The sequence below is a fragment of the Mycobacterium sp. genome, from assembly GCF_032162105.1.
Lineage (GTDB): Bacteria > Actinomycetota > Actinomycetes > Mycobacteriales > Mycobacteriaceae > Mycobacterium.
This window is the reverse complement of record NZ_JAVRPS010000657.1, coordinates 1-6,378: the sequence shown is the minus strand read 5'-3', so window position 1 is coordinate 6,378 and position 6,378 is coordinate 1. Positions and strand designations below refer to the sequence as shown.

Below are 6,378 nucleotides of genomic sequence, written 5' to 3'. Positions count from 1 at the left end.
CTGGCCGTCGTGCTGTCCGGCTGCGGCTCTGACACCAAGACCGCAACGTCCAGCAGTTCGAGCACTGAGAGCTCGAAGTCGTCGACCAAGTCGTCAACTTCGAAGAAGAAGCCAACGGTCGAGTCCTCGCCAGAGGAGGCGCCGGGCCCCAACCCGAGCATCGCCAGTTACATCAAGGACAACGGCATCACCGAAACCCCGGTCCACATGGGCGGTCCCGGCTCGCCGACGATCAACCTCCCGGTGCCCGAGGGCTGGGAGCCTGCCGGCGAGAACACTCCGGAGTGGGCCTACGGCGCCATCCTCTACTCGGGCCCCGAAGCCGCGGAGTACACCCCGAGCATCGTCGCCATCGTGTCGAAGCTGACCGGTGACGTCGACCCGCAGCAGATCATCGATCTGGCACCCGGCGAGCTGAACAACCTGCCCGGATACAAGCCGCTGAACGAGGGTGCCACCAGCACGCTCGGCGAGTACCCGGCCTACCAGCTCGGCGGGACGTGGGAGTCCGACGGTGCGACCAAGGTCGTCGCACAGAAGACGGTCGTCATCCCCGGCGCCGACGGCCTGTACGTCCTGCAGCTCAACGCCGACGGTCTCGACAGCCAGAAGGAAGTCATCGGCGCGGCAACCGACGTGATCGACTCGGACACCACGATCACGCCCTGACGTCATCAAACCCGAAGCGCCGCCGAAGTGTTCAAACACTTCGGCGGCGTTCTCGTTTCAGTCGTCCCGGATTCCGTCGAGCCGCTTGGTGGCGGCCTCGAATCCCTGCACCAGTTCGGCGATGATGTCGGCGACGGGCCGAATCTCGTTCATCCGCCCCACGATCTGGCCGACGGGCATCGCGACCGTCGTCGGATCCGATGACTCGCTCATCCGCTGATGCGCCTCGCTGACGAGGATGTTCTGCAAAGGCATCGGCAACGGTTCTGGCGCGCCGTCGGCGTCCCACGCCTCGGTCCAACGGCTCTTCAGCAACCGGGCGGGCTTGCCCGTGTAGATGCGGCGGCGCACGGTGTCGCTCGACGTCGCCGCGAGCAGGGCCTGCTGGATCACCGAGGTGCCTGCGTCGGTGCGCACGCCGAGGTCGTACTCGGCCGACGTCAGGAACGCCGAACCCATCCACACGCCCTGGGCGCCGAGCGCGAGCGCCGCCGCGACCTGACGGCCACTGCCGATTCCACCTGCGGCCAGCACCGCGGCCCGTCCATCAATGGCGTCAACCACTTCGGGCACCAGCACCATCGACGCGATCTCGCCGGTGTGACCGCCCGCCTCGTGACCCTGGGCGATGACGATGTCGACCCCGTTGTCGACGTGCCGCTGGGCGTGCTTGGCGCTACCGGCCAACGCCGCCACCGGCACACCGGCCGCGTGGGCCTGGTCGATGACGTCCTTTGGCGGGGAGCCCAGCGCATTGGCGATCAGCTTGATCGGGTGCTTGAGCGCCACCTCGACGTGCGAGCGGGCGACCGAATGCAGCCAGCCCAGCACGCCTTCGGACTTCTCCTCGTCCTCGGGCAGCGGCGGAACGCCGAGGTCGGCGAGTGTCTTGGCGACGAAGTCCCGGTGGGTCTGCGGGATCAGCTTGTTGATGTCCACCGAGGTGCCCTCGGTGGGCACCTTGGCCGGCATGACGATGTCGACGCCGTACGGCTTACCGTCGGTGTTCTCGTCCATCCAACCCAGCACGGCCTCGAGGTCGTCGGCGTCGTTGAACCGCACGCAGCCCAGCACGCCGAGGCCGCCGGCCTTGCTGACCGCGGCGGCGACCTTCTCCGACGGGGTGAAGACGAAGATCGGGTACTGGATGCCGAAGCGGTCACACAGTTCGGTGCGCATCTATCTCTCCCGTCGCTTCGCTCGCCCCATCTACTTCTCCCGTCGCTTCGCTCGCCCCATCACGTGCCTGCCGCCACATGCTTGGCGTGCACGTCGTCGGCCGGACGTTCCTCGGTCGTGTCCTTGGCCCAGCGGTAGTCGGGCTTGCCCGCGGGCGAGCGCTTGACCTCGTCGACGAGCCAAAGGCTGCGCGGCACCTTGTATCCCGCGATCTCCTTGCGGACGAAGGCGTCGAGGTCGGCCAGTGTCAGCCCGGTGCCGTCACGCGGCTGGACGACGGCGGCGACGTGCTGGCCGAAGCGCGGGTCCGGCACGCCCACCACCAGTGCGTCGAACACGTCGGGATGGCCCTTGAGCGCGGCCTCCACCTCTTCGGGGTAGATCTTCTCGCCACCGCTGTTGATCGACACCGAGCCGCGGCCGAGCATCGTGACGCTGCCGTCTGCCTCGACTTCGGCGTAATCGCCGGGGATCGCGTAGCGCACGCCCTTGATGGTCTGGAACGTCTCGGCCGTCTTCTTCTCGTCCTTGAAGTAACCGACGGGGATGTGGCCCTTCTTGGCGATGATGCCCCGCACACCCGAACCGGGAACCACCTCGTTGCCGTCCTCGTCGAGCACGACTGTGGTCTTGTCGATCGTGACGCGCGGACCGCCGGTGTGCGACTGACCCTTGGCCACGATGCTGGTGCCGCCGAAGCCGGTCTCCGAGGAGCCGATCGAGTCGGTGATGATGCGGTTCGGCAGCAGTTCGAGGAACTTCTCCTTGATGCTGGTGGAGAACAGCGCGGCTGTGCTGGCCAGCAGGAACAGCGACGACAGATCGTAGGTGTTGCCCTCCTCCTGGTGCGCGAGCAGCGCATCGAGCAGCGGGCGCGCCATCGCGTCACCGGTGAAGAACAGCAGGTTCACCTTGTGCTCGTGGATCATCCGCCAGACCTCGTCGGCGTTGAACTCAGGAGCCAGCACCACGGTCTGACCGGAGAACAGCGACATCCACGTGGCCGACTGCGTCGCTCCGTGGATCATCGGCGGGATCGGCAGCCGGATCATCGGCGGGTTCTCCGCCGCCGCCTTCGACAGGTCGTACTCGTCGGCGATGGGTTCACCCGTCGCAAAGTCGGTGCCGCCGAACAACACCCGGTAGATGTCCTCGTGGCGCCACATCACGCCCTTCGGGAAGCCGGTGGTGCCGCCCGTGTAGAGCAGGTAGATGTCGTCCGCGCTGCGGGGGCCGAAGTCGCGCTCGGGCGAACCCTGTGCGATGGCGGAGTAGAACTCGACGCCGCCGTATTGTCGGAAGTCACCAGCTGGGTCTTCTGTGCCGTCCTCCACCACCAGGATGGTCTTCACGTTCGGCGTCTCGGGCAGCACGTTGGCGACCCGATCGGCGTAGCGGCGCTCGTGCACCAGCGCAACCATGTCGGAGTTCTCGAAGAGGTAGCGCAGCTCGCCCTCGACGTAGCGGAAGTTGACGTTCACCAGGATGGCGCCGGCCTTCACGATCCCGAGCATCGCGATCACGATCTCGATGCGGTTGCGGCAGTACAGGCCGACCTTGTCGTCCTTCTTCACCCCTTGGTCGATCAGGTAGTGAGCCAGTCGATTCGCCCTCTCCTCCAACTCGGCGTACGTGAGCTGCTGGTCCCCCGAAATCAGGGCGACACGGTCAGGCACGGCGTCAATGGTGTGCTCGGCAAGATCGGCGATATTCAAGGCCACGGAACCTAAACTAGAACGTGTTACATTTCGAGACAAGTCTGTGGTGACAACGCTGGAAGGCGGACATTCGTGAGCGACTCCCAAAAAGCCCCCGACGCCCTGGTTGAGCAGCGCGGACACACTTTGATCGTGACGCTGAACCGGCCGGAGTCGCGCAACGCGCTTTCTACCGAGATGCTCTCGATAATGGTCGACGCCTGGGATCGCGTCGACGAGGATCCGGAGATCCGGACGTGCATCCTGACCGGTGCTGGCGGCTACTTCTGCGCGGGGATGGACCTCAAGGCCGCGACGGCCAAGCCACCGGGCGACTCATTCAAGGACGGCAGCTACGACCCGTCGCGCATCGACGGCCTGCTGAAGGGCCGCAGGCTCACCAAACCGCTCATCGCGGCGGTCGAGGGCCCGGCCATCGCGGGCGGCACCGAGATCCTGCAGGGCACCGACATCCGCATCGCGGGCGAGAGCGCCAAGTTCGGCATCTCCGAGGCCAAGTGGAGCCTCTATCCGATGGGCGGCTCGGCGGTGCGACTGGTACGCCAGATTCCGTACACGATCGCGTGCGACCTGCTGCTGACCGGACGCCACATCAAGGCCGCGGAAGCCTTGGCGATTGGGCTCATCGGCTACGTCGTCCCGGATGGCACTGCGCTGGACAAGGCTCTCGAGATCGCCGAGGTGATCAACGGCAACGGCCCACTGGCCGTCCAGGCCATCCTGAAGGCCATCCACGAGACCGAGGGCCTGCACGAGAACGACGCATTCAAGATCGACACGCAGATCGGCATCAAGGTGTTCTTGTCCGATGACGCCAAGGAAGGCCCGATGGCGTTCAAGGAGAAGCGGGCGCCCAACTTCCAGATGAAGTAGGGGCGCAAGATGCAGGGGTGGCACAGACCAACAGCGCGCTGCTGACCGAAGTCGGGCAGCGCCTCGACCACCTGGCAGTCGGTCCGATGCATCGCAAAGTGGTGGTGGCCATCGGCCTCGGACTGTTCTTCGAGATCTACGAGATCTTCCTGTCGAGCACCATCAGCACCACGCTGAAGGCGCAGTACCACCTCGATGGCACTGCAGTGAAACTGCTCCTGGCGTCCTCGTTCCTCGGCATGTTCATCGGATCCGCCGCGCTGGGGCGCCTCGCCGACCGGATCGGTCGTCGCCGCGCGTTCCTGTTCAACCTGATCTGGTTCTCGGTCTGGACGCTCATCGGGGCGTTCTCGCCCAACCCGTGGTTCCTGGTCGTGACGCGGTTCATGGCCGGCGTCGGCCTAGGTGCCGAATATCCCGTCGCCGATGCGTATCTGTCCGACGTGCTGCCGAAGGACCACCGCGGCCGACTGGCGGCGTGGGCGTACACCTGCTCATTCGTCGCCGTACCAGTACTCGGGTTCATGTCCCTTGGGTTGGCCGAGCACAGTCCCTTGGGCATCCCCGGATGGCGAATCCTGTTGGTGATCGGCTCCATCGGCGCTCTACTGGTGATGCTGATGCGCCGTAGCCTGCCGGAGTCACCACGGTGGCTGGCAAGCGTCGGACGGGTCGACGAGGCCAGGGCTGCCCTGCGGGAATTCGAGAAAAGCCCGAGCGGGCCCGCCGCAAGAGACGAACCGGCTACCCCGGCACCATCCGCTGAGGTCGCCAATCCGCTTGCGCGCCTTTCGGTCTCGCCGTACCGCGAGCGACTCGGCATGCTGGCGGTGTTCCACGCCTTCCAGTCGTTCGGGTACTACGGATTCGGCACCCTGGCTGCGCTGGTATTGGTCAGCCGCGGCTACGACGTCACTTCGTCACTGCTGTACACCGCACTGTCCTACCTCGGCTACCCGGTCGGGTCGGTACTCGCGATACCCCTGCTGAGGTGGTTCGAGCGCAAGTACCTCGTCATGGGGACGATCGCCGCGCTGGCGGCATTCGGCCTGTTGTTCGCGACCGTCGAAAACACCGTGTTGATCGTCGCTTTCGGCTTTCTGACCACTGCGACCAGCAACGTCTTCTCAAACGTGTACCACGTCTACCAGGCGGAGATCTTCCCGACGGACGTGCGTGCTACAGCGGTCGGATGGACGTATTCGTTGTCACGGCTGTCGAGCGCAGTTCTGCCGTTCGTCCTCATCCCAGTCCTCGACCGCTACGGCGCCGCTGCGATGTTCACGGTCGTGCTCGTCGCACTGTCGATCGCCGTCGCGGCGGTGGCGTGGATCGGGCCAAAGACCTCGCGCCGAAACCTCGAGGAGATCAACCCCGTCTGACAGCCGTCAATCGAGCACCCGCTTCGTCGGCGTGAACACCACGGGCATGGCCTCCGGCCCGCTGACGAAGTTGGCAGGCCGCAGCGGCACGTCGGCGCCCTCGGCCAGCCGAAGGTCGGGCAGCCGCTCGAGCACCCGCTTGGTCATCATCGACACTTCGAGCCGCGCCAGCTGGTTGCCGAGGCAGAAGTGCGAGCCGAACCCGAAGGCCATGTGGCTGTTGGGATTCCGATCGATGCGGAAGTTCTCTGGATCGCCGAACTGCGATTCGTCGAAGTTCGCCGATTCGAACATCAGCATGATCTTCTCGCCCTCGCGCATGTCCGTGCCGTGGAAGGTGGTGTCGGCCATGAGCGTGCGGCACATGTTCTTCACCGGCGACGTCCAGCGCAGCATCTCCTCGATGGCGCTGGAAAGGAGCCCGAGCCGCCCTCCATGGTCTTCGCGCAAGCGCTCATCCGCCACCAGCGCCTCCCACTGATCGCGGTGGCGCAACAACTGCTCGGTCCCGCCGGACAGGGTGTGACGGGTGGTCTCGTCACCGCCGATGAGGATCA

The 6,378-nt window shown here is 65.6% G+C and carries 6 protein-coding genes; 3 read left to right on the top strand and 3 right to left on the bottom strand.

Annotation, left to right across the window (positions count from 1 at the left end; translation table 11 throughout):
* Positions 1–669 (top strand): envelope biogenesis lipoprotein LpqN (lpqN, locus tag QOC69_RS33015; RefSeq protein ID WP_526446703.1); only part of this gene is annotated, 669 nt, incomplete at its 5' end.
* Positions 670–726: 57 nt separating this feature from the next.
* On the opposite strand, the gene QOC69_RS33010 is transcribed toward lpqN, so the two are convergent.
* Both QOC69_RS33010 and fadD19 read right to left on the bottom strand, forming a co-directional pair.
* Positions 727–1,848 (bottom strand): NAD(P)H-dependent flavin oxidoreductase, encoded by a 1,122-nt coding sequence (locus QOC69_RS33010; RefSeq protein ID WP_526446702.1) that lies wholly within the window; start codon positions 1,846–1,848, stop codon positions 727–729.
* A 59-nt stretch (positions 1,849–1,907) separates the two neighbouring features.
* The gene (gene fadD19 / locus QOC69_RS33005; protein ID WP_526446701.1) at positions 1,908–3,569 is read right to left on the bottom strand and encodes a medium/long-chain-fatty-acid--CoA/3-oxocholest-4-en-26-oate--CoA ligase; all 1,662 of its coding nucleotides are present in this window, start codon (positions 3,567–3,569) and stop codon (positions 1,908–1,910) included.
* A 69-nt stretch (positions 3,570–3,638) separates the two neighbouring features.
* Here fadD19 and QOC69_RS33000 point away from each other — a divergent pair, with 69 nt between their 5' ends.
* On the top strand, positions 3,639–4,439 hold the full coding sequence (locus tag QOC69_RS33000; protein ID WP_526446700.1) for a crotonase/enoyl-CoA hydratase family protein: 801 nt from the start codon (positions 3,639–3,641) through the stop codon (positions 4,437–4,439).
* 17 nt (positions 4,440–4,456) lie between these two features.
* The gene (locus QOC69_RS32995; RefSeq protein ID WP_526446699.1) at positions 4,457–5,821 is read left to right on the top strand and encodes an MFS transporter; all 1,365 of its coding nucleotides are present in this window, start codon (positions 4,457–4,459) and stop codon (positions 5,819–5,821) included.
* Between the two features lie 6 nt (positions 5,822–5,827).
* On the opposite strand, the gene QOC69_RS32990 is transcribed toward QOC69_RS32995, so the two are convergent.
* Positions 5,828–6,378 (bottom strand): cytochrome P450 (locus QOC69_RS32990; RefSeq protein WP_526446698.1); only part of this gene is annotated, 551 nt, incomplete at its 5' end.

What these genes read in the sequence shown, in the direction of transcription:
- QOC69_RS33010 (WP_526446702.1), bottom strand. Translation starts at nt 1,848, where the DNA reads ATGCGCACCGAACTGTGTGACCGCTTCGGCATCCAGTACCCGATCTTC.